Consider the following 22,193-nt stretch of genomic DNA (forward strand, 5'->3'; position numbering starts at 1 on the left):
AAAAAAGGAAAATAATGGGTATATATAAATACTCCTATATACGGATAGATAGGAGGAATTTTTATGTCTGATTTCAAAAGCATTAATGTTGAAAATATAAATATTGTCGATAAAGATGGAACTGTAAGAATGAGAATTTTTAATAATGATAACATCCCACCTGCAATTATGGATGGAAAAGATATTCTTCCAGGTCACAGGCAAAAAGATCCTATTGCTGGATTAATGTTTTATAACGGAGAAGGTGATGAGTGTGGAGGACTTATATTTGGAAGTAAAAAAGATGAAATAGGAAACTATGAATCATACGCATCATTAACTTTTGATCAATATAAACAAGATCAAGTTGTACAAATGCATTATATTGATGTGAATGATCAAAGAAATTATGGAATTTCAATTTATGATAGACCTAATACACCTTTACCAGATCTTTTAGAAAGAACGCATAGTATACAAAACTCTGCACTTACGGAAAAGGAAATTGATAAAGAGTTAGAAAATATTTGGGAAGGAAATACGCCTCGAGCCTTTATGGGGAAGAATTCCAAAGGAGAAGTAACAGTTCAACTATCAGATAGCAAAGGAAAACCTCGAATTAGAATGGTAGTAGACGAAAATGATATTCCTCGTATGGAATTTTTAGACGGAGAAGGAAAAGTTACATATAAAATCCCACCTGAAATGTAATGTTCATCTTTTATTCTCGGATTTTTTAAGCATAAAAATAATATTCTTTTTAGAGAATAAACACATACGTATTTCTCATTTGGAACTTTTTGGAGGGAAATTAAATGGCTTTTTGGATTACAACAATTGGTGGTATTTTAGCGTTGGGTGCATGGATTTGCTATTATGCATCTTTAGGAAAGAGAATTCACCAAGAAGAAAAAGAGGCCGGTAGAGATCTTTCTTATGAAATTAATCCATTCACAGGTTCAGCCAAAGCCACTTCAAATGAAAAAAAGTAACTTACTATTCAACTAACGCATGATATTGAAAAAGGAGCTGAATGCTCTTCAGTTCCTTTACAATGCTAATTCATATCCCCCGTTTTTATCTTCCAAATAAGGATCTATCTTTTCCAACTCTAACGCTTCTCTCTATGTATCGTAGCGCGTCAGTTTGGAACAGTATCGAACGCTGTAGTTTTACAGAAAGTATCATTCAACTATTGAGCTGACTGTGTTGAAACTTGCCATGTAACACCGAATTTATCGGTTACTTGTCCGTATAAAGGACTCCAAAAAATGTTTCGTGTAACGATATGATTACTTTTCCTCTATCTTGTAATTTACCAAATACTTCTTTTGTTGTTTCAACATCATTAATTAAAATAGCTAGGGTGGTTTGGTCGCCAATTTGATAAGGTAGACCTGTAAAAGTATCTGAAATCATTATATCTGTTGAACCTACTTTGAGATGTGCATGTAAGATACGATTTTTTTCTTCATCAGTTAGATTTGTATTTTCTTCCCCTGGCATGTCGCCAAATCTTTGAAGAGTAAGGGTCTTTGTATTGAAAGCATCTTTGTAAAATGTAACAGCTTCTTGTCCATTTCCATTTTATATTAAAAAAGGGTTGATACCTAAAATCAATAGAAACACCTCTTCTTATATTTTGATCTAATCTCTTCTTCTTTTTACCTCTTGATGTCAATCTGATTTAGCTTCACAAGATGGTCACGATTAAGTTCCCTTTTAATATTTTCTACTTCAAGTCTTTCATTCCTTCAAATTTAAAAGAAGGTAATAATAGAGATCACCAATACGTTTTTAATAGAGGATTTTTATTTAATTTTTTCAGATTTGCTCAACTCCTAGTAAAGGTATAAAAAAGTGGATTTTCCAGAAAATTCATTTTATAATATTAAAAATGTATTTTATAATAACCCCTCTTATAATACTTAGGTATTAATTTAATTTATCAAATGGTTGCAAAAAAGAGCCAATTTATCGACTATTTTTTAAATTCATTCCTTAAATCTACCCATTAAAATCGTATAATTAAATTTCCCATCAGAAAGTACCTTAACGTTTTTTAATAGATTTCCGAAAGAAGTCTCCCATCCTCAAGGAATATGAAGGTCGATAGCCCAATGAGTAGGTGGGAGATGAATTTCAAGAAGTTTACGTCTGCTAACAACAGGCGGTGCTCCTATAGATACCATTAAGAAATACATTGAAAATCAAGGTCAAAAGTGAGGTGCAATGATATGACAAAGCACAATAAAGCATATAAGTTTCGATTATACCCAACAGAAGAACAAGCATTTCTTATGCAAAAAACTTTCGGTTGTGTGAGATTCGTATACAACAAAATGTTGGCAGAACGAAAAGAAACATACGAGAAATACAAAGACGATAAAGAACAACTAAAGAAACAAAAGTTTCCAACTCCTGCAAAATACAAAGCAGAATTTGAGTGGTTAAAAGAAGTTGATTCTTTAGCCTTGGCAAACGCTCAACTAAATTTGCAAACTTCATATAAGAATTTCTTTAGTGGACACAATGACTTTCCTACATTCAAGAAAAAAAATGGTAGAAATTCATATACAACCAATTTCGTAAACGGAAACATAATGTTATTTGCTCGCCATATCAAATTACCAAAGCTAAAAATGGTACGAATCAGACAACATAGAAAAATTCCACAAGACCACATAATCAAGTCATGCACGATTTCTATGACCTCTACTCGTAAATACTATGTTTCTATTTTGACTGAATACGAAAAAGAAATTGTACAAAAAGAAGTGAAAAACGTTATTGGATTAGACTTTGCGATGGCTGAATTATATGTGAGTAGCGAGAATGAGAAAGCCAATTATCCTCGCTACTATCGTGTTATGTCAGAAAAATTAGCAAAAGCACAACGGATTCTTTCTAAGCGTAAAAAAAGTTCTACACGTTGGAATAAGCAACGTCTAGTAGTGGCTAAGTTTCATGAGAAAGTAGCGAACCAACGCAAAGATTTCCTTCACCATAAGTCAAAAGAATTAGCTTCTAACTTTGATGCTGTCGTGATTGAGGACTTGAACATGAAAGGAATGTCTCAAGCCCTACACTTTGGTAAAAGCGTTCACGACAATGGTTGGGGTATGTTCACTGCTTTCTTAGCCTACAAACTAAAAGAACAAGGAAAACAGCTTGTGAAAATTGATAAGTGGTATCCTTCCACTAAGAAGTGTTCTTGTTGTGGTTCAGAAAAAATGATGAAACTATCTGAACGCACCTACCATTGTTCATGCGGTTATGCTTCAGATCGTGACTACAATTCAGCAGTCAATATCAAAAATGAAGGTATTCGCCTATTAGTATTAGCATAGAAACAAAAACTCTTGGAACAAGAGGGTTAGCTCGGTCAGTTTTCGTTGGCTAGTAAAAGCAACAATAAGTCGAGAAGCCCCCACTTCAAGTAGACCGAAAGGTTAACTAAGTGGTGGGTAGTTCACTTGATTACCTTCACATCTAGAAAAACCTATTATTTTATCTTCTACTTCTGCTACTAAAAATAAATTTTTAATAGTTTCTGTATCTGAGATAATTAATTGTTCAAAGCCTTTTGGATCAATAAATGCTTCTCCTGCTTCCCTGTCTAAATTTTCCGTCTCTCCGTCAATCTGTACTCTTAAATTAGATAATTGTTTAGCATCAGTAAGTACTGCATGTCTAATAATATATTGAAGGCCATTTTCCGTAAATTTCTGAGGTTGTATTTTCATCATATACTCCTTACACTTGTATTCTTTATTTTAATAGAAAAGAAAGATTGTTTGATTACTACTTCTATTAGAGTGGATAAGACTCATTAATAAAAATGATTATTAATTCATACTAAAAGAGATCATCCTAATTGTTAATATTAAAAGTTTTTAGACCAAACTATATTAATATGAAAGAGGTGTATCAAAGGTGGAATTTAGAAGTAGTGGAAGGCTTTCCAATTTTTTAGTTTCTATATTGTTTGCAATTTGTATGGTCACTTTCATCATTTATGTACAAAAGCATGGATTTCCTAATACGATTAAGTCATATATGATCATGACTTTGGTAAGCTTAAGCTTTCTAGCTTATATCGGTTATATTCGTAGTATGGTTATTAGGATAAACGATCACGGAGTTACATACGAACATTGGGGTTTTAAGCGAACGATTCCTGCTCATCATATTACACGTGTTAATTTACAATACCGCTATAAAGAAACACCATCACATAGTGCTTATCTAGTAATAAACCATCCTGAAGATTCGATTTTCATCCCTTCTATGATGTTTCAAGGTCAAATCGAACGAATAACGAAAGAAATCAGAGATATAATGATCTACTAATATAGTCTATTTTAAAGAACTGAAGTAATCCTTCAGTTCTTTGTATTTAATAATATGATTTTTTGTTAAATTATCGTTTTACTGCATCTACAATGATTGAAGGAAACAGGATTTTTTCCCCGTGGTTTCTAGGATCATATTTTTTTGAACGGAAAATAACACCTTCCTTACCATTCCATTCATTAAACTGAAAATTTCCTTCTTCATCACAATATTCTAGTAGTTTAACTTCAAAACCCGCTGTTTCAAACATGTTAATTAGTGTTTTATAGTTATATACTATTTTATGACTTGCAGCAGGATGATCTTTTGGTCCAGGTCCTCCCACTTTAACAATACTTTGATATGTTTCGTCTTGAAAAAATCCATCTGGTACAGCACAACGAATATAGCCTGATTGTTTTAAATATTCATAACAAATTTTAGCAGCTTCTAAACCTTCATCATATGTAAGGTGTTCCCAAACATGTTCAGCTAAAATAGCTGAAACCGAATTTTTCTCAAATTTATTTTCCCAAGTCGACCTAACTAATAAATTAAGTTCTTCTTCCTGAGTTTGAATCCATGTTGGATTATTGTTATATTCACCTGCTCCAATTACAATTTTTATTTCATCTTGTTTAATCATCAGTAGATTCACCTCATCTTAAATTTTGATCGAATAGTAGTGTTCTACAAAAGTTACATGAATTCCTTCTACATAACGTAGAAAAATGTCAAAATTTAGAAATGTAGATTATTTAAGATATTCTTTTTTGAAACTGTTCAATCGTTTCTTCAACTGATTTATGCACACCTTTAATTACTGTTACTATGACTCATTTCTAAGAATTAATCGGTTTGTTTCAAATTTTTGAGTAGCAGAATTGTTAATCATTCTGACATCCTTTCAGATAATTTTTAAAATAACTCATAGTCTTTATCTATCACTTTAAAAATCAGTTAGATTTCTTCTACTTAATCTTGGGTATAATAATTCCAGTATATGGAGGCGATATCAAATGACCATTGATCGAATTTGTACGATTGGACCAGCTAGTTTTGATAAAAAAATATTGTCTGAATTGATTGAGCATGGCATGACGATCGCAAGACTCAATTTTTCACACGGAACACATGAAAGTCATCACAATGTCATCGAACTATTAAAATCAATCAGAAAAGAGACAGGAAAAGATATCAAGATTTTAGGAGACCTCCAAGGTCCAAAAATTCGTTTAGGAAAAATTGAAGGGGAAAAAATCAATCTTGAACCTAATCAAACTTTTACACTCTTAATTGATGAAATTACAGGTGATCGTAATCAAGCAAGTGTAGATTATAAAGGTTTAATAAATGATGTTAAACAAGGAGATCGTATATTAATTAATGATGGTGCAGTGGAGTTATTAGTTGATAAGATAGAACAAAATAAGATTGTCACTTCTGTAAAAACTGGTGGCGAAATTTCTTCGCATAAAGGGGTTAATTTACCAGGAGTCGTTACAAGTTTACCTGCTATTACTGAAAAAGACCGAAAAGACATCGAATTCATTTTGCAAGAAGGTTTAGACTATATTGCATGCTCATTTATTCGTCGTGCATCACATTTACAAGAAATTAGAAGTTTTATGAATTCAAAAAGTGGTAAAACACCTCAGTTAATCGCAAAAATTGAAACGATCGAAGCAATAAAAAATTTCCAAGAAATTAATAAAGAAACTGATGCAATTATGATTGCTCGTGGTGATTTAGGTGTTGAATTACCTTATCAATGGATTCCTCTCTTACAAAGAGCAATGATTCATGAGTGTAATTCAAATGGTACATATGTGATCACAGCAACTCAGATGCTTCAATCAATGGTAGAAAATTCAATTCCAACACGAGCTGAAGTAACTGATGTATTTCAAGCTGTGATGGATGGGACGAATGCAGTCATGCTATCCGCTGAAAGTGCTGCTGGCCACCATCCAATCGAAAGTATTGAAACATTAAAACTTGTATCTCAATTTGCTGAGACCGTAAAATCAAAATCTCCATTTGATTTTGATGATATGCTTGAATTGATTAACTCGACTATCAAATTAACTTGATTTTCAGACAAAAACGCCCCAAAAGGGCGTTTCAGACTGTTGACAAACGCTCGCTTTCTTCGTTGCTTCGCCTGTCTGCGGTGCTCATTACCGTCTAAGGTAACTCCGCTCCTCACCAGACTTCACGCCTCGAAAGACAAGCGCTTGCAATCAGTCTGAAACCCAAGTTTTTTGTACTATGTCTACACACTAAAACGCCCTAAAAGGGCGTTTTTAAATATCACTTTTCTTTTTTATAAAATCGTTCACCTGTATCTGGATTATAGTAAACTCTTGTTTTCTCCCCTGTTACAGGATCAATATTCACTTCGCTAGTTCGTTGAAATCCTTCTGGTATCTGATTTCCATGATTTCGATTAAATCGTTTATCGTAAATAAAGTAACCTAGCAATAAACAAATAATGAGAAATAAAATTTGGAGACCATAAAAACCGAAAATAAATTTTTCCATTATATTTTCTCGACTACTACAGCCGTTCCATATGCTACAATTCCACTCATATTGTACTTCATGTAGACAGACCCCCTAAAAGTATTGGTATTACAATACTAAACAAGCTACTCACAAAATTATGTCCGTCATTTTGTCCGTTAGATAGCTAAATAACTATTAACTAAAAAAACAGGAAAGAAGCATTTGGATGTTCATATTCATAATTTTAATAACAAACCAAAAAAATAAAATATTAGTTTGATTAGCTTACTACAGAATTAATTACCAGTTCCCTTATGAATTTGATTATAACAATTTTTTTTTGAGAGGTCTATGCACTCATGTATTGGAATTAAAAATAATTTGAAATTGTTTTATGCATCATTACATCTTTTGCTTATTCCTTGGAGCGACTGAATAAGACAAAATCTTAAATAATTATGTAGACCACATCTTTAATCCCCTACACTTCTCCTATGTGCAATCGAGATAATTAATAATCCAAATAAGATCCCAAAATGGTAGTCAAAGTGGTTGAATAGGCAAATATTGTGACATGAATGCTTTAAGGTCTTATTATTTACATTAGTCGGGGTAGAATGTCACATCCGTGGAGGAACTTGATTCAGTCAACTAAACTGTTCACCCCCCTACTTGTATAAACATGTTTCAGGCGGTGGTATTAGAAATTCAAAAATAAACCATGAGCTTTTGGAGAATATTTGTGCTAGAATGAATAGTCTTTTGGATAAAAAAAGAGAGGAATATATATGAATCAAATTCAAACAAAATCATCTAAAAATTTCTTTAAAAACCTAATCAGCCTCATTAAAGGGAAAGTCTTTGTTATCAATGTGCTTCCTGTGTTGGCAGGATATTTTTTATCATCGCATATCAATCATCTTCCACTTGCTGCACATATTGCCTCTTTCTTTGTTACATTAATAGGAAGTGCCTTTGTCATTGCTGGTGCTTTAATGTTGAATAATTGGTACGAAGCCGATTTAGATAAACAAATGGAGCGAACTAAAAATAGACCGAGTGCTACTGGAGAGTTCAGCAAGAAGTTTGTTTTAACTTTAGGAGTTACAACAAGTATAATGGGATTTTTTATATTGCTTTTTACTAATGCCGAAGTGTTACTATTTTCATTCGTTGGTTGGTTTTTTTATGTGGTCTTGTACACTTTTTGGAGTAAACAAAAATACTCATGGAACACGATTATTGGTGCCATATCAGGATGTGTAACACCGTTAATCGGTTGGTCAGTGTTATCTAGTAGCTTTCAACTTATTCCTATGATGATGGCACTCATCGTATTCATTTGGCAAATGCCTCATACTTATTCCATCGCTATACGAAGATTTGATGATTACAAACGGGCAGGATTCGCCATGTTACCTGTTGTATCAGGCGTCAAGAAAACAAAAATCCATCTACTATTTTATCTTATCTGTTTAATTCCAATGCCATTCTTCATGAAATCCCTTGGTTTGTTTTTCATCGGATTTATGACACTTTTAAATATTGGATGGATAATTTTATCGATCAGGGGATTTGCTACACAAAACGAAGCACATTGGGCGAAATGGATGTTTAGATACTCCGTTATTCATATGATGTTATTTCTTATATCTATTATCGTGATGTCAATCTAAAAAGAACCCTGGCTCAAGGGTTCTTTTTATTTCTTCACTCTACATCCTATCTAGATTAATAACATCTTTTAATGCTGCCGCTATCTCTGTAGATTTTTCTTCATTAGTGATGCTACCTGAATATTATCTTGTTGGGAACTGGTTTCTAGTTGCCTAATGATTAACTCTTGTCGTTCCACGGGATGATTTTGGCTTAATTTAGCTTTCGCTTCAATTTTTGAGATGTTTATTCTGAATGCTACAATTCCTTTTCTCATTCCTTCGATATATTGTGAATCTACATTAGTTAAATTGTATAAGCTATCTGGTTCCATTATTGGAACAGTCTGGTTTGTGTCCGAAAATTTGTCCGCACTTTTTTTATTTATATTTAATTCTATAAAAAGTGAAATAAAAAAACCTTGAAATGACAAGGTTTTTTTATTATATTTTCTCGACTACTACAGCCGTTCCATAAGCAACAATTTCACGGTACATCTCCTTAATCTTATCCCAATAGATTCATATTTTTCGCAATTTTATGGACGATTACTATAGAGATTAAAAGAGCTCTGACACTATAAAATTGTCAGAGCTTATCTAATTAATTCGTAGTATTTATTTCGTGATTCTGTTTTTTGGAGTAAACGCTTATAAAGATAAATGATGCGACTAAGAAAATGAAAAGAATGACTCCCACGATTTCGAAATCGAGTTCTGCCCAAGGGTTAAAAAAAGTAAATGCCAGATAGAAGGAAACTCCGTATGCCAAGACGACAATCACCCAACCCATTAGTCTTGACGCAGCTTGACCGATTTTGCTGGACTGGTTCACCATTTTATAGACAATCATCGAATCAATTGTATCCGTAATCATCATCCCAAACATAAAAACTAGCCCTAAAAATAAAGGGGTATATTTACTTACACTTCCAGCCGCCAAAGACCAGACGGCGGTTTGACTTACTGTCTCAGCAGCCAAGGCAAACAAAGCCCCTACTAAAATAATAAGAAAAGGATTTGTAGTCCCCTTCGCAATTTTTGGGATAAACTTTCCCTTTAGTCCGCTAAGTTGAAACTCTTCGTGATTGTTTCTAGTGCGTAACAGATTATACGTATTTAACGTTCCAATAAGGAATAAAGAAAAAATCGACACCCATGATGCAATATTATCAAAATAAGCTGGGAATGAAAAATTCTTTATCACCATTCCTAAAATACCTGCTGTTAATGCTACCATTCCTCCGTGACCCAATGAAAATAATGTCCCCACCCAACGTGCGAACGAACTGCCCATTTTCCAATTAAAACGGGTTTGTCCATCAATAAAAGCAAGATGATCAGCATCCAACCCATGCCGAAGCCCCAATACAAAAACAAGGAAAAACATTGATACTGTTTCCATTAAAAAATTCCTCCCTTTTTTAAACAGTTGCAACATAAAAAATCAATCCTAAACCTTTGACAGATTGAGGATTTTAGAGGACATCCGGGAGAAAAGTGCGGCCAACTCTCCTTTTATTAATGAAAACGTAAATCACTTCTCGTTCCTCTTGACTAAACATGTTACCACCCTTTTGTAATCAAACTTTGTGAATCATTCAAATCATTATCTATTTCTTACTTTCATAATGAAATAAATTTAAAGGTACACCCTTGTAAGCGAGTGACATTTCCCTAATTAAATGTGAAACCACCAATTCACTGTTTGGAAGATTTCCATCTAGTAAAATACCCGCGACCGTTCCACTGTGGGCGACAACGATTCCGCCCTGGTAGCGATCGGCCAACTGAACTAATAGAGGAAAAACAGGCTTTGGCAATATTTTTTGATTCACCCTTGCACTGAGGGTTGCCGCCTCCCCAATATAAGTTATATTTTGTTCCTTAAACCCTTTTGAAACTAGATCAAAAGCTTTAATTAATTGCTGTTGATCGTCCTGGCTGTATACTTTCGGCACTTCATTAAATTCTATTGTTTTGATCATACCCCCAAGATCGATACCAACGAGAATGAATGGGGGTAAGGTCCCAAAGCTTGCAATCAGTTGCCCGTGAATATATTCATACACCACGACTTCCTCATACATTACCCCATCGGTAGGTTCCACTTTTGCGGCAATCATCGAGATCATTTCATTTGTGAGCGGAATACTATAGCTGTCAGCAATTGCTCTTAATGAAGCAACAATATCCGCTGAACTACTAGCCATCCCCTTGCCGGTTGGGATATTGGAATGGATTTCAAGATACCCACCTCCTCTTATCCCAAAAAGTTGGAGTAATGATTCACCCGCTTTCTTCGCTTTCATTTTGGAATTTACAACCCTTATCCGGGAAACGTTTGTGTCTGGAACAAATCTAGCCTCACTTCGTAAACTCCGGATAGGCAAAGTGATTAAAAACGGACGCTCTTTCATGATACCTTGGACCAATTCTCCAAATGTGCCATTGCAGCTTCCTCTTCCTAGTTTCATTGTTCAGGCTCCTATCCCCTTACTTCATGCCCAGCTCCACTAATATCGCAAGTACCATAAATAATACGACACAGATAATGGAGGTAGTTTTCATAACTGTTACTGTAAGTAAAATATCATCTGCTTTGATCTTCCGTAATGGTTCGCCCATCTTTGCCCGTTCAGAGACTTTACCGAAATAATAATTCGTTCCTCCAAGTTGTATCTGAAGCGCTCCTGCGATTGTCGCTTCTGGGATACCGCTATTTGGACTCGGATGAAGTTTAGCATCCCGTTTCATCATTTTCCAAGCGCCTAGTATATTGAGACGTTTAATCGAACAAGCAAGCAGCATCATTCCAAACGTTAACCGGGCAGGCAAATAGTTTAATAGATCATCTAGTCGGGCCGAGGCCCAGCCTAGGTTTTGATATTTTTCATTCTTATATCCTACCATCGAATCTAACGTATTAACCGCTCGGTACAACATTGCAAGCGGGGCACCCCCGATAAGGGCAAAGCATAACGGTGATATAATGGCATCGACAATGTTTTCGGCTACGGTTTCCACTGCCCCCCGCGAAATTTCACTTTCCTCGAGGTTTTCTGTATCTCTTCCGACAATCATTCCCAGACTTTTACGTGCAGCCCTTAAATCCTGATTTTTCAAGTGTTGGAATACTTCCAACCCTGCATCAGCCAATCCTTTTGTCGCGATGGTCGTTGAAATTAACCAGATTTCCGCAATGACAGCAAGAACGTGATTCACCTGATTGAGGCCGCAAAGCAGCAAAGCAACGATTAAATAGCTGCCGCCAGCAATCAAAATAGGAAATAAGAGTCCTGCCAGTTTCAAATACCTTTCCTTAACGATGAAAAAACGAATCGCTTTTTCCAAACGACTAATAGACTTCCCAATGATGACCACCGGATGTAGCAGCTTTCGGGGGTCACCAATGATTCGATCAATAAAATAAGCAATAACAATATTAATGGCATGAACTAACATCGAATTCTCAGCCCTCCTGACTCATTACTGCTTCACATGTGGCCTCATAAACAAGGCAGCCAATTGTATTCCCAATGGAGGTGGCGGTGCCTGCAAAAAAAGGGGTTGGAAGATAGTTTACTTGACTGGTAGCCAGGTTCATTATTTTAGCCTTAGTTGCAGACCGGAAAAAACGGTGTATGCTTCATCTGCTTCGGCTGCTAATAATTGATTGATTTTTCCTAGAACATCCTGAAAAAAACGCCCCAACGACGATAATGCGACACCACCTAGACCTACCTCATTAGAAACAACAATCACATGCTGATGATTTTCTTGTATCACCTTAATCCAACGATCTACTTCCTCTATTAAACTGGTTATCTTGTTTTCTTCCTTGAGTTCCTGATCCGTTAACCACATACAATGATTGGACAGCCACGAAGAAATACAATCAACTAAAATAACATCGTAGCCTTGATAGACGGTTTGAACAGAAGTTAGTTCGTTCGGTTTTTCTAATAAGTCCCATTCACTTGGGCGCCGCTTCTTATGGCTATCAATTCTTTTCACCATTTCTTGATCGGCTTGAACTCCGAATGCAACATAAAGGACTCTACCTGTATGACTGAAAGCCAAGCGTTCCGCAAATTCACTCTTCCCGGAGCGAATTCCTCCAGTTACATAGGTTAAGGTCATGATGGATTCACCTCTTTACTTACTTCAATTAAGGCTTGGATTAAGCATTGATTTTCTTCTTCGGTTCGAATCGCAATCCGAAAATCCTGATCCGTTAGCCCCGGATACATGGTACAGGAGCGTATTAAGATTCCTTTATGACCTATGCGCCACTGTAATTCAGCCGCCGTGCCAGCTGTTATCCTAACTAACAGAAAATTGGCTTGACCGGGAAAAACCTTCCACCCAAGTTTTTCTTCAATGGCTAGTTTGACAAGGCTTCTTTGCTCCTGAATTAGGGTAATCGTTTCTCCCTCGTATACCTTTTCGTTTAGGACCGCTTCACCAACCAATAGTGCCATTTGGTTGACACTCCAAGTTACTTGTTTCGCCTGAAACTTTAATATCAGGCTTGGATCGGCCACCATATACCCCAGCCGGAGACCAGGGATCGCATAGAACTTTGTCATCGAGCGAACTAGGATTACTTGTTTCCAACGTTGCAATTCCTCAAGCAGCGTGACTCGTGTTTCGATCGGAAGAAAATCAATAAATGCCTCGTCTATTATCAAATATGTATTTGTCTTCTTTGCCTGTTCTGCCATCTCGACAAGTTCTTCCTTTGAATATGTTACACCAGTGGGATTGTTGGGATGTCCTACAAATACAAGATCGGTTTTCGCTATTAATTGAAGGAATTCCGATTGATCAGGCTTAAAATCATTTTCTACCCTGCCGACCAATGAATTGATGGTAGCACCATAAGCTCTAGCAAGCTCTTCGTATTCCGAGAAGCAAGGATATACAACCCCCACTGTTTCAGGTTGCAATCCTAAAATCGTAAGGGCGATACACTCTGCTGCTCCATTTCCTATCAAAATCTGTTCTGGTGAAACGGAGTGTTTTTCCGCCAGCTTTTGTTTAAGAACACGATGGGCGGGATCGGGATAATGGACGATCGACTCCAGTTGCTCCTTTATCAACTCAATTACACTAGCAGGTGGACCAAGTGGATTGATATTCGCACTAAAATCTAACAGCTGCGATGAATCTTTACCAAACAATTGTTTTGCCGTCAGTAAATCGCCACCATGACCAAATTTTTCAATATAGATCATTAAAACTCAATTCCCTTCACGGCAGGAATTCCTTCGTTATAATAATGCTTAACTGGCTTCATTTCGGTTACTAAATCCGCACAAGCGATGATTTCCTCTTTGGCTGACCGTCCGGTAATCACCAAATGCATCCCCTTAGGGCGCTTCTGAATCAACTCAATAACTTCTGTTAACGGAAGGACATCGTCAATCGGAAATTTATCAATTGCGAGCGCATTATTTAGTTCATCTAAAATGACAACATCATAGCTGCCAAACTGGACCTTTTCTTTTGTAAAAGACCAAGCGGTTTTTAGGGCTACCCGATGTTCCTCTGGTGTTTTCGTCCACGTAAAGCCGATTCCTGTCTGCACGATTTCAATCCCTAATTTTTCGAACGTAATTTTTTCCCCGTACGTTCGATCAGGCGATTTAATAAATTGAATCATAAGCACTCGTTTTCCCCGACCCGCGGCACGAATTGCGAGCCCAAGGGCTGCTGTCGTCTTCCCTTTTCCATCACCGGTGTAAACTAGTGTAAGACCGCGCTTTGCTTTGTTTTCAGTTACCTCTTCCATACGCTTTCCTCCTCATTACAACCAGACTGTCTTTTCTTCAAAGGATGTCCTAGCCGGAACTTTCGCCTTTTTTAATACTTCTGAATCGGGATAACCGATAAACAAATTTCCGATGATTTTCTTGTTTTCGGGTGAGCCAATAAACTCATACATTCGATGGTCACGAACAAGTCCGACTCCCCTTGTCCGCCAAACCAGACCTAATCCTAATTCTTTGGCGGAAAGCCACATCGAATGGATCGCACAGCATACGGCATATTCATTATCGGCAGAGGCCTCTTCATCGTCTGGAACGATGTCAGCGGTAACGACGATATGGACCGGTGTTGTTTTTAGTACCTTTAAGGAGCTTTCGATTAAATTTGGTTTGGTTGGAAAGCGTTCCAATAGATATTCATAGGCCAACGCTTCATAGCGTTTTTTTGCTTCGCCTTTAATCACATAAAAGCTCCATGGTTCACGCATCCGGTCATTCGGTGCCCATGTCGCTGCTTCTAATAAGGTGTGAATCTTTTCGTCCTCTACCTCTCGAGCCGCATAATCACGGATTGCTCTTCGGCTTTTGATTTCCACTAAAATCGACATCTTAGACCCTCCCTATTCCAACTAATTGTTTTTCATCAGCTTCTTGAAACCAGCGTAATTTCTCGCGAAGACCAACCACATCACCAACGAGAACAATCGCAGGATGAGTAATCCCGGCTTCTAGAACCCGGACTTCGATATCCTTTAAACTCCCGGTCACCGTTTTCTGCTTGGCCGTGGTCCCCCATTGGATAACGGCTGCTTTCGTATCAGGGCTTTTTCCGTTCTCTATTAATCTCGAAACAATATAAGGTAAATTCCCAATTCCCATATAAAAGGCAATCGTATCGATTCCTTGAGCGAGAGCTGACCAATTTAATTGATCCGCACCCTTTTCTGCACGGCCGTGGCCTGTGACGATCGCGAAGGTGGAAGCATAATCGCGGTGGGTCACAGGAATTCCGGCATAAGCAGGTGCTGCAATACCAGCTGTAATCCCCGGCACTATTTCATAGTGAATCCCATGTTCTGCAAGAATTTCCGCTTCTTCACCGACACGGCCAAAAATGCAAGGATCGCCTCCTTTTAATCTGGTGACAGTCTTGCCCTGACTGGCTTTTTCAATTAACAGCTGGTGAATTTGATCTTGAATGATATGATGTTTTCCTGGCAGTTTTCCACAAAATATCAACTCTGCCTCCGCCTTTGCATACTTGAGCAGTTCCTCATTTACTAAACGGTCATATAAAATTACATCCGCCTGTTGGATACACTCCATCCCGTAAACCGTAATTAGCTTAGGGTCTCCTGGTCCAGCACCAACAAGATACACTTTTCCATTTATCATCTTCTAGCTCCTTCCTAAATTACTCATTTGAAATTCCAGCCGATGCAAAAGTGGCCATTTCTTTTAACATTAAGGTTGCTGATTGTAAGATTGGAAAGGCCATTGCGGCCCCACTTCCTTCTCCTAGCCGCAAATCTAAATCAAGAAGTGGCTTTTTACCTAATAACTGCAGCGCAATTTCATGTCCAGGCTCGACGGAACGATGGCCGACAATCATATACTCCGCTGCTGTCTCACAGATTTCCCTTGCCAAAAGAGCTGCAATCGTGCAAATAAACCCATCTATTAATATCGGAATCCGGTTTTGAGCGGCGGAGAGCATTGCACCTGTCATTCCGGCAATTTCCAAACCTCCAATTTTTGCTAAGATATCGATGGGATTATTTCGGTCAGGGTTCCTTTCCTTTAACGCCCTTGTGATGACCTCTTGTTTATGACGAATTTTTTCTTGTGCAATCCCTGTTCCTCGGCCGACGAGTACATCGATGTCCTTGCCGCTTAAAACCGCTGCAATCGCACTGCTTGACGTCGTATTACCGATCCCCATTTCACCAACAATTAGGCATTTGATTCCCTGTTTAATCATCTGTTCCGCCTGTTCATAGCCAACTGTAATGGCTTGTTCGGCCTCTGCTCTTGTTATTGCATCTTGTTGGCAAAAATTGTTGGTTCCATAGCGAATTTTTCGATTCACAAACCCGTTAGCATCAATATCTGCTGCCACACCGATATCGACGACTTCAAACATGGCTCCGATTTGTCGGCTAAAAACATTGATGGCCGCACCGCTGTTTAAAAAGTTTTTGACCATTTGCACGGTAACTTCCTGAGGGAAAGCGGACACCCCTTCTTCGACTACACCATGATCAGCGGCAAAAACTATCACACCGGGCGGTGACACGACCGGGAATGCTTCAGATGTCATTTCCGACAGATGAATGGCTAATTCCTCTAATTTCCCCAAACTGCCCGGAGGTTTGGTTAACGTATCGATATACTCACGAACTTGCTGTCCCATTTCTCTATCAAGAGGCTGGATTCCTGTGATAACGCTATTCATTGTTTGATCTCCTTTTTTGATAATCCTTCATTAAATCTTCAATGACATCCAGTTTAGTGTGTGCTCTTACATGTTCTGCCAGCCGGTCAAACGCTTCTTCCCGCAATTGGTTAAATGATGGACGCATGTGGATGGGCTCCAATCCCTTTTTACGGCGAAGCTGATTAAGTAATTCCTCACGAAATTCATCATTATGGAATATCCCATGAAAATAAGTACCAATGATTGTTTCGTCTGGGGAATGACAACCATCCCATTTTTCATTTGTAAAAATAAGCCCTTGGGACGCTCCTGTCGCCACGGTTTCACCCATATGAATCTCGTAACCTGTCACATCAAAGTTTTTTCCGAAAAGATGCAACTTCCCATCTGATAGGATTGTCGTCTTTTCTTTCGTAATAGTAGTTCCAATTGGCAGTAACTGAAGGCCTTCGATTTCTTTATGGAGAGACTCGATCGCCAACGGATCCTCAATTTTATCACCGAGCATTTGATAGCCTCCGCATATCCCGAAAAGAACGGAGTGATTCTTTTTGTGTAATTCTGCTATTTTTTGAGAGATGCCGCTCTTTCGTAAAAACAGTAAATCTTCAATTGTATTCTTGCTGCCCGGGAGAATGACTAAATCTGGATTTAGTAATTGATCCGCTCTCGTTATAAAACGAACATGACAATCCGGCTCAGCAAAAAACGGGTCGACATCGGTGAAATTTGAGATTTTCGGATACTGAATCACCGCGATATCCAATTCTTTTTCAGTATTTTGAGTATATGTATATTGATTTAAAATCACAGAATCCTCGGCATCAATATTTAGATTCTGCAAGTAAGGAATCACGCCGAGAATGGGTTTTCCTGTATACTCCTCAAACCACGTTAATCCAGATTCTAACAGGCTGAGATCACCGCGGAATTTATTGATGATTACACCAATTACTCGATCGCGGTCCTCTGGTTCCATTAGCTGAAGGGTTCCTACTAAACTAGCAAACACTCCGCCTTTTTCGATATCCCCAATTAAAATCACAGGGGCATCCGCCATTTTGGCGACCCGCATATTAACTAGTTCCCGGTCATTCAGATTAATCTCGGCCGGACTACCAGCCCCTTCAATGACAATTCGTTCATAATTTTGGGACAGAGTGGACAGTGATTGTTGAATAAGTTCCAATCCCGTTTGAAAGAATTCCCGGCGGTACCTTCCTGCTTCCATATTTTTATATGGTTTACCATGGACGACAATTTGGGATTGGTTATCTCGGTTTGGCTTTAGTAGAATCGGGTTCATATCGGTGGTTGCCTGAATACATGCGGCTTCGGCCTGAACACCTTGTGCTCTGCCGATTTCTTTTCCATCCACTGTGATATAGGAATTTAACGCCATATTTTGTGATTTAAATGGAACCGTTTTATATCCGTCCTGGGCGAATATCCGGCAAAAGGCGGTCACGACAACACTTTTGCCAACATCCGAATTGGTACCTTGAAACATAAGTGGGAAAGCTTTAGTCATTTTGTTTGAACTCCTTACATTTCTTCACCCAATTTTCGACAAGCTCAGGGCATGAGCCAAAATGAAAATGGGTATAACCTGCAATTAAATTCCCTTTCCTATAGCCCTCATGCTTAAACCCACGCATCCCTTTCGTTTGGTAGGCCGGTTCAAAAACCGTTCTCGGATGAAAGGTGGAGTAGTGAAATTCATGGCCTCTTGCACTCAGATTTCCCGCTAACAAGAAATTTTCTTCTTCTGCAGTGATTTCTCGGTATCCCAAAGCAGCTAGTTTTGTCTGCATTTTCACCTTTCCAGGAATGATCCCGACCATTTTGTAACTCGTTTCATCCGTTTTTTCCAACGATTCAGTTAAGTACATAAACCCGCCGCATTCCGCCAAGGTTGGAAGTCCTTTTTCAATGGCCGTTCGAATCGAGTTTTTTACCTCTGTCTGATTGGTAAGCTCTTCCGCAAATTCCTCTGGGAAACCGCCACCGATATACAAGCCATCGACTTGTTCCGGCAGGCATTCACCTTTTAATGGAGAGAACTCGATTAGCTCGGCTCCGGCGGCTGCTAACATGTCGAGGTTTTCCTGATAGTAAAAATTAAAAGCGGCATCTCGTGCGACTGCAATTTTTAAAGTTGCCTGCTCCGCTCTTTTAAACTGAGATTCTTTTACCTTTAAAAGGGGGGCTTGTGCCAAGTCATATATAGAATCTACATCAACGGTTTCAAGAACTAATTCACCTAGTTGCTCAAAAAATGGATCCAATTCCCCCCGTTCAACGGAGGGTATCAACCCTAAATGCCGTTCTGGAATCGAGAGTTCCTCGTTTCTTTTCAAGTAACCAAGGACGGGAATACCGCATTCTTGCTCAATCGCGGTTTGAACGATTTTATAATGTCCTTCGCTACCCACTCGATTAGCGATCACCCCGACAATATTGGCTTCATTCAGAAACGATTGAAATCCCTTCACAATGGCCGCCGCACTACGGGCCATGCTGGCACAATTCACGACCAAAATGACCGGACTTTCGGTGACAAGACCGATTTCGGCAGTTGATCCCGTATTATTTAGAGGATTTTTCCCATCAAAGAATCCCATGACCCCCTCGATGACGGAAATATCCGCTCCATTACTTGCACGGTTGACAATTTCTTTGACCATCTCGTGGTTGAGCATCCAGCTGTCAATGTTTCTTGACGTTCTCCCCGTGACCGCCGTATGATAGGTCGGATCGATATAATCTGGACCACATTTAAAGCCCTGGACGGTATAGCCCTTTTTCCTTAAAGCAGACATCAGCCCGATTGTCAGCGTCGTTTTTCCGACACCACTGCCTGTCCCTGCAATCACAAGTCTACGAGTAGACATTCTATTTCCCTCCTCTATCAATAGGGAATCACCGCTACTGATATGGTGACATTACCTGATTTCTTCTTTATCAACGTTAGATGTTCCGCTGCGCTGTACAATAAAGCAGCCGGCTCACTGACGCCGTATGCACCGGTAAATTTAAAGACTGTTTCAGAAGGGTTCTGAAGTTTAATCGAATTCAATTCAGCTGGGGTGTAATAAATAAACTCCCAGCCGTTTTTTTTCGCCACTTCAAGCAGTCCTGCTTCATCCTTTTTTAGATCTATCGTGCAAACCGCTATGACACTTTTTTTTGAAAACTTTAATTCCTCAAGCGTTTCGTCGATTACTGCTTCGATTTCCGCTGCAGTTGTCCCACGGTTGCAACCCAATCCAAGGGCGATCACCTTTGGTCGATATAAAACTCCATTATGTAAAATCTCCGTTTCATCTTCGGATAAATTCCGATGGGTTACTACTAAGGCAGCATCTGGCTTTGCGGCCAGCGCTTCTTGAATCGATGAATACGGCTGAATATTTCCTGGTAGCGGCCGGTCATATGACCACCAGTCTTTTTCACCTGACTCCTGAACCACGGCGATTTTTTCTTCGTTTACAACCGAAGCGCTAACGGGCGTCAGCTTATCAGCCGAGTCCCAAATCCAGCCAAATCGTTTCCCGAACAAATCAACCGCAATCGTTTCCTGTACGTCTGAAGCTGTGGTAATAATTGGACGGGCCTGTAGAGTGGCCGCCACTTCTTTCGTTAGTTCATTTGCACCGCCGATATGGCCTGACAGCACGCTGATCACATGTTCACCCTTATCATCGATAACGACAACCGCAGGATCTGTTTTTTTATCCTTTAAAATAGGTGCAATCATTCGTACCACGGCTCCAAGGGAAATGATGATAATAAGCCCCTTGTAGGCCTCGAAAAGAGCGGGCAGAAGAAGTCGAACGCTCCCGGTAAATAACTGGATGTCCTTGTTCCTCTCATCTCCTTTTTCAAACTTCGCCATATAGTACACATCGGCATTTTGAAACGAATGTCCCAGCTTGCGGGCCAGTTCGACCCCATGCTTTGTAATGGCGACAACCGCATAGTCCCCCTTCTGCTGGATGACCGCCCTTTGCGCTTCTTGGAGCTCGATCATTACGATTCTACCCCCCTACGGAATCCGTGTGTAAACTGTTTGTCATACAGCTTGGAACGATAATCTTGTTCGTGGATGTTTTCATCCAGTGCCCATCCTGCTAAAATCATCGCCTGTTTACGAATCCCATTAATCCGCATATCCTCGTCTAAGCGTTCCAGTGTGGTCCGGACAATTTTTTGATCTGGCCACGACGCTTTATAAACAACCGCAACAGGAGTATCCTTGCTCCATCCTGCCCCGGTCAATTCCTTGACAAGTTTCTTCGTTAACGTCGCACTTAAGAAAAGCGCAATCGTGCAATGATGTTTTGCTAAATCAGCCAGCTTTTCAAATTCTGGCACAGGTGTCCTACCCTCGGCTCTTGTCAGGATCACGGATTGGGTTAAATCAGGAATCGTCAGCTCAGCTTGAGCGGCCGCGGCGGCCGCAAACACAGAGCTCACACCTGGAACAATTTCTATTTCGATTCCTCTCTTCTTTAACAAGACGATTTGTTCCATAATCGCCCCATAGACAGCCGGATCGCCCGTGTGTACACGAACAACCTTTTTCCCTTGTAGAATTCGGTCAGCCATGACGTCAACCATTTCTTCTAAGTGCATCCCGGCGGTTTTCAATATTTCGGCGGAAGGTTTTGCTTTTGCAATTAAGTCTTCGTTTACAAGCGAATCAGCATATAGAATAACATCTGCTTCCTGAAGATGCTGAAGACCTTTTACCGTGATTAAATCTGGATCGCCCGGTCCGGCACCAATGATATAAAGCTTCATTTTCTCACCACCATTAATGTTAAATATTCAAGCTCCGCTCCTTCGAGCTCATCTGCCCTCCAAATAATTTCTTCATTCGATGTTACCTTTGTGACGACTGAAGCCTTGTCAAGCAAATCTAAATCACGTAATACTTCTAGCATTAAATCAATCACTTTCGCTACTTTTATAAAAATGACACAATCATTGTCTTGAATGACTTTTTTCATGGTTTCATAGTCATCCCGTGCTGGAACAATCGCCACATGCTCATCCCCATCTGCTAATGGAATTCCCAGCCTAGAAGCCGCTCCATTGATGGACGAAATTCCCGGAACAACTTCAATCGGAACTTGCGGATACTTCTCCTGCATCAAACGCATCATATGAATAAACGTGCTGTATAAAAGAGGGTCCCCTTCAGTTACAAAAGCGACATCCTTTCCCTCCTGCAGCTTCGCCCATACATTTTCCACGGTTTCGGTCCATTTTCTTTCCAATGTGGCTGGATCCTTTGTCATCGGAAAGACAAGGCCCAGCATTTCTTTTTCGTTCGGCTGAAAATAGACATCAATGATTCGATGAGCATAACTTTTGCTGCCCTTTTGTTTTTTCGGATAAGCAATCACTGGTGATTCCTTTAATTTACGAAACGCCTTAACGGTAATGAGCTCTGGATCCCCTGGGCCAACCCCAAGGCCGTATAATGTACCTAACATG

General features: G+C 39.0%; 22 protein-coding genes and 3 pseudogenes. 7 read left to right on the forward strand and 18 right to left on the reverse strand.

Features of this window, described 5'->3' with window-relative positions:
• Positions 1-63 precede the first annotated feature (63 nt).
• Together ACFWM3_RS22520 and ACFWM3_RS22525 are read left to right on the forward strand one after the other, a co-directional pair.
• Entirely contained in the window at positions 64-690 is a 627-nt protein-coding gene (locus ACFWM3_RS22520) for a hypothetical protein (protein ID WP_390312987.1), read from the forward strand.
• Positions 691-794: 104 nt separating this feature from the next.
• Complete coding sequence (locus tag ACFWM3_RS22525; RefSeq protein ID WP_390312988.1) at positions 795-971, forward strand: hypothetical protein; 177 nt, start codon at positions 795-797, stop codon at positions 969-971.
• A gap of 200 nt (positions 972-1,171) precedes the next feature.
• Here the strand turns inward: ACFWM3_RS22525 and ACFWM3_RS22530 are convergent.
• Positions 1,172-1,599, reverse strand: a pseudogene (locus ACFWM3_RS22530) (VOC family protein).
• 522 nt (positions 1,600-2,121) lie between these two features.
• Here ACFWM3_RS22530 and ACFWM3_RS22535 point away from each other — a divergent pair.
• Both ACFWM3_RS22535 and ACFWM3_RS22540 read left to right on the forward strand, forming a co-directional pair.
• A pseudogene (locus ACFWM3_RS22535) lies at positions 2,122-2,205 on the forward strand (IS200/IS605 family transposase); the annotation flags it as partial.
• A gap of 11 nt (positions 2,206-2,216) precedes the next feature.
• Positions 2,217-3,329, forward strand: coding sequence for an RNA-guided endonuclease TnpB family protein (locus ACFWM3_RS22540; protein WP_390312989.1), 1,113 nt, complete (start codon positions 2,217-2,219; stop codon positions 3,327-3,329).
• Between the two features lie 123 nt (positions 3,330-3,452).
• On the opposite strand, the pseudogene ACFWM3_RS22545 reads toward ACFWM3_RS22540, so the two are convergent.
• Positions 3,453-3,725 (reverse strand): annotated as a pseudogene (locus ACFWM3_RS22545) (GNAT family protein); the annotation flags it as partial.
• Between the two features lie 190 nt (positions 3,726-3,915).
• Between ACFWM3_RS22545 and ACFWM3_RS22550 the strand changes: the two are divergent.
• Positions 3,916-4,332 carry a hypothetical protein gene (locus tag ACFWM3_RS22550; protein ID WP_390312990.1) on the forward strand — a complete coding sequence of 139 codons (417 nt, stop codon included), beginning with the start codon at positions 3,916-3,918 and terminating at the stop codon, positions 4,330-4,332.
• Positions 4,333-4,402: 70 nt separating this feature from the next.
• On the opposite strand, the gene ACFWM3_RS22555 is transcribed toward ACFWM3_RS22550, so the two are convergent.
• Positions 4,403-4,963 carry a class I SAM-dependent methyltransferase gene (locus ACFWM3_RS22555; protein ID WP_056467007.1) on the reverse strand — a complete coding sequence of 187 codons (561 nt, stop codon included), beginning with the start codon at positions 4,961-4,963 and terminating at the stop codon, positions 4,403-4,405.
• 370 nt (positions 4,964-5,333) lie between these two features.
• Between ACFWM3_RS22555 and ACFWM3_RS22560 the strand changes: the two genes are divergently transcribed.
• Positions 5,334-6,407, forward strand: coding sequence for a pyruvate kinase (locus tag ACFWM3_RS22560; RefSeq protein WP_390312991.1), 1,074 nt, complete (start codon positions 5,334-5,336; stop codon positions 6,405-6,407).
• A 220-nt stretch (positions 6,408-6,627) separates the two neighbouring features.
• Here ACFWM3_RS22560 and ACFWM3_RS22565 read toward each other — a convergent pair whose 3' ends face one another.
• Positions 6,628-6,858: a hypothetical protein gene (locus tag ACFWM3_RS22565; protein WP_056465490.1), complete on the reverse strand. Its 231-nt coding sequence runs from the start codon at positions 6,856-6,858 to the stop codon at positions 6,628-6,630.
• 752 nt (positions 6,859-7,610) lie between these two features.
• Between ACFWM3_RS22565 and cyoE the strand changes: the two genes are divergently transcribed.
• On the forward strand, positions 7,611-8,498 hold the full coding sequence (cyoE, locus tag ACFWM3_RS22570) for a heme o synthase (protein WP_390312992.1): 888 nt from the start codon (positions 7,611-7,613) through the stop codon (positions 8,496-8,498).
• A 583-nt stretch (positions 8,499-9,081) separates the two neighbouring features.
• Here cyoE and ACFWM3_RS22575 read toward each other — a convergent pair.
• The 14 genes from ACFWM3_RS22575 to cobI all read right to left on the reverse strand — a co-directional run bounded on the left by ACFWM3_RS22575 (position 9,082) and on the right by cobI (position 22,192).
• Positions 9,082-9,882: a HoxN/HupN/NixA family nickel/cobalt transporter gene (locus ACFWM3_RS22575; protein WP_056465486.1), complete on the reverse strand. Its 801-nt coding sequence runs from the start codon at positions 9,880-9,882 to the stop codon at positions 9,082-9,084.
• Between the two features lie 208 nt (positions 9,883-10,090).
• Entirely contained in the window at positions 10,091-10,954 is an 864-nt protein-coding gene (locus ACFWM3_RS22580; protein ID WP_390312993.1) for a GHMP family kinase ATP-binding protein, read from the reverse strand.
• Between the two features lie 19 nt (positions 10,955-10,973).
• On the reverse strand, positions 10,974-11,942 hold the full coding sequence (gene cbiB, locus ACFWM3_RS22585; RefSeq protein WP_390312994.1) for an adenosylcobinamide-phosphate synthase CbiB: 969 nt from the start codon (positions 11,940-11,942) through the stop codon (positions 10,974-10,976).
• 141 nt (positions 11,943-12,083) lie between these two features.
• Positions 12,084-12,620, reverse strand: a complete 537-nt coding sequence (cobU, locus tag ACFWM3_RS22590) for a bifunctional adenosylcobinamide kinase/adenosylcobinamide-phosphate guanylyltransferase (RefSeq protein WP_390312995.1) — start codon at positions 12,618-12,620, stop codon at positions 12,084-12,086.
• Positions 12,617-13,717, reverse strand: a complete 1,101-nt coding sequence (cobD, locus tag ACFWM3_RS22595) for a threonine-phosphate decarboxylase CobD (RefSeq protein ID WP_390312996.1) — start codon at positions 13,715-13,717, stop codon at positions 12,617-12,619. Before cobD ends, cobU begins: the two co-directional genes overlap by 4 nt.
• Entirely contained in the window at positions 13,717-14,274 is a 558-nt protein-coding gene (gene cobO / locus ACFWM3_RS22600; protein ID WP_390312997.1) for a cob(I)yrinic acid a,c-diamide adenosyltransferase, read from the reverse strand. The genes cobD and cobO overlap by 1 nt, the downstream gene beginning before the upstream one ends.
• A 15-nt stretch (positions 14,275-14,289) precedes the next feature.
• Positions 14,290-14,859, reverse strand: coding sequence for a nitroreductase family protein (locus tag ACFWM3_RS22605; RefSeq protein WP_390312998.1), 570 nt, complete (start codon positions 14,857-14,859; stop codon positions 14,290-14,292).
• Position 14,860: 1 nt separating this feature from the next.
• Positions 14,861-15,646, reverse strand: a complete 786-nt coding sequence (gene cobA, locus ACFWM3_RS22610) for a uroporphyrinogen-III C-methyltransferase (RefSeq protein ID WP_390312999.1) — start codon at positions 15,644-15,646, stop codon at positions 14,861-14,863.
• 19 nt (positions 15,647-15,665) lie between these two features.
• Positions 15,666-16,706 carry a nicotinate-nucleotide--dimethylbenzimidazole phosphoribosyltransferase gene (gene cobT, locus ACFWM3_RS22615; protein WP_390313000.1) on the reverse strand — a complete coding sequence of 347 codons (1,041 nt, stop codon included), beginning with the start codon at positions 16,704-16,706 and terminating at the stop codon, positions 15,666-15,668.
• Positions 16,699-18,219 (reverse strand): cobyric acid synthase, encoded by a 1,521-nt coding sequence (locus ACFWM3_RS22620; protein ID WP_390313001.1) that lies wholly within the window; start codon positions 18,217-18,219, stop codon positions 16,699-16,701. The genes cobT and ACFWM3_RS22620 overlap by 8 nt, the downstream gene beginning before the upstream one ends.
• The gene (locus tag ACFWM3_RS22625) at positions 18,212-19,582 is read right to left on the reverse strand and encodes a cobyrinic acid a,c-diamide synthase CobB (protein WP_390313002.1); all 1,371 of its coding nucleotides are present in this window, start codon (positions 19,580-19,582) and stop codon (positions 18,212-18,214) included. The genes ACFWM3_RS22620 and ACFWM3_RS22625 overlap by 8 nt, the downstream gene beginning before the upstream one ends.
• 17 nt (positions 19,583-19,599) lie before the next feature.
• The gene (locus ACFWM3_RS22630; protein ID WP_390313003.1) at positions 19,600-20,721 is read right to left on the reverse strand and encodes a cobalt-precorrin 5A hydrolase; all 1,122 of its coding nucleotides are present in this window, start codon (positions 20,719-20,721) and stop codon (positions 19,600-19,602) included.
• Entirely contained in the window at positions 20,721-21,494 is a 774-nt protein-coding gene (gene cobM / locus ACFWM3_RS22635) for a precorrin-4 C(11)-methyltransferase (RefSeq protein ID WP_390313005.1), read from the reverse strand. Before cobM ends, ACFWM3_RS22630 begins: the two co-directional genes overlap by 1 nt.
• Positions 21,491-22,192, reverse strand: coding sequence for a precorrin-2 C(20)-methyltransferase (gene cobI / locus ACFWM3_RS22640; RefSeq protein ID WP_098231743.1), 702 nt, complete (start codon positions 22,190-22,192; stop codon positions 21,491-21,493). The genes cobM and cobI overlap by 4 nt, the downstream gene beginning before the upstream one ends.
• Position 22,193 lies beyond the last annotated feature (1 nt).

The organism is Gottfriedia sp. NPDC058432, from assembly GCF_042721555.1.
GTDB lineage: Bacteria > Bacillota > Bacilli > Bacillales > Bacillaceae_G > Gottfriedia.